We start from the raw sequence: 1,289 nt of genomic DNA, 5'->3' as shown, positions 1-1,289 counted from the left end.
CAAGGCGCCGGATCGTGACAGGATCATGGTCACGAACGTCTGACCAATAGGCACCGAGAGCGGCAACAGGATGCGGCGCTCCGATCGGGGCCAGCATCAAGCTGCGGACGAATGTTGGTGCATACGCATCCTGCGGTATGCGTGGGTCGATCCTCGTGTCGGGAACGACCACCGTTTGTCGGTGCTGCATCGCCCATCCCGACACGCATTCACCAACCGGGAAACGGTTGCCGGACCACAGCTTTCCAACAGCGTCCTCGGCGGCATAGAAGCAATGGTCGTCCTCGCGGATCACCACCGCGATGCCCTCTGCCCCCAAGGCTGCCCGGGCGGTCTGACGCAGAACCTCGACTACCGCGTCCAACGATTTGGCATCAGCGAGCTTGCTGCTCGCATCAATCAGCAGCGTCTCCGTATCCAGCGGGTGCTCGAGCATCGGTGCGGGTGAATGCGGCATCGGCTACTCCTGGCCGCATAGCACAGATCGTGCCCCGAAGGCACTGCGGCTCGCCGACGAAGTCGGCACACAACGCATGACGATCCAAAAAGATCAACTATCCATGTGATGATCTGCAAATTGCCCAGATGTCGGCTTACGTCCCTGTGTCCGACAGCTTATGAGCTTCGCTCGATTTTCTCCTGTCGCGCCGCGAGTTCACCCCATTTCACGGCAGCCCTGAGATGCATGGCGGCGACATGCTCCAGTGAAGAAGCAGCGGCGCTCGCGCGCTCGCGAGCTTCGTTTTCACGGTACATCAATGAGTGGTTCTTGGGCATATCACCCTTCCGAAAAGGCCGGGCGGTACGAGCAGCCAGAGCGACAGACATACAGGTAAGCCCAGACGGCTACAATGGATCGATACTGTCCCATTTCACCATCGAATTTTGGGAATGACCGGGTGGGATGGTTAGCCGCCCTTCGCTGAACAGCTTGCAAGGTCAAAGAAGTCTTTCCAGCCGAATGCATTGTCACCAGCACCTGCCGAATCCGGAAAAAGCATATGCGACGGCGCACGGTCGCCCCTGTTTGGAACGCGATCGATCAGGTCATAAGCAGCATCAAAACCGAGGTATTGTCTGTTGCCTTGTGGGCGGGGGCCACCATCCGGGTTGGGCGGCTGCCATCCCTTTGCCGTCACCTCTAGCGTCGAGGCAACATTCTGAAGACCATCGGTGCCGCCATTCCATGGCAGCCACCAGAACGTCTTCCCCGACCTTCGATCATGGATCGCTAGGGCAAGGCCACTTGGCCAATCCGGCCCGCTATCGACCACGCGGTAATGAGCGGT

At 59.3% G+C, this 1,289-nt stretch carries 3 protein-coding genes; all 3 read right to left on the bottom strand.

Translation table 11 applies throughout. From position 1 onward, the window contains the following. Positions 1-457: GAF domain-containing protein (locus U1700_RS14680; RefSeq protein WP_332753429.1), on the bottom strand; the 457-nt coding region annotated here is incomplete at its 3' end. A 158-nt stretch (positions 458-615) separates the two neighbouring features. Beyond that, positions 616-777, bottom strand: coding sequence for a hypothetical protein (locus U1700_RS14675; protein WP_288483633.1), 162 nt, complete (start codon positions 775-777; stop codon positions 616-618). Positions 778-908: 131 nt separating this feature from the next. Continuing rightward, positions 909-1,289 (bottom strand): hypothetical protein (locus U1700_RS14670; RefSeq protein ID WP_332753428.1); only part of this gene is annotated, 381 nt, incomplete at its 5' end.

This window comes from Sphingomonas sp. RB1R13 (assembly GCF_036663775.1).
Lineage (GTDB): Bacteria > Pseudomonadota > Alphaproteobacteria > Sphingomonadales > Sphingomonadaceae > Sphingomicrobium.
The sequence above is the reverse complement of the archived record's forward strand: the minus strand, read 5'-3'. Positions and strand labels throughout refer to the sequence as shown.

Bases quoted from the DNA above. Each gene is read 5' to 3' on its own strand.
- U1700_RS14675 (WP_288483633.1), bottom strand. From the start codon at position 777: ATGCCCAAGAACCACTCATTGATGTACCGTGAAAACGAAGCTCGCGAG.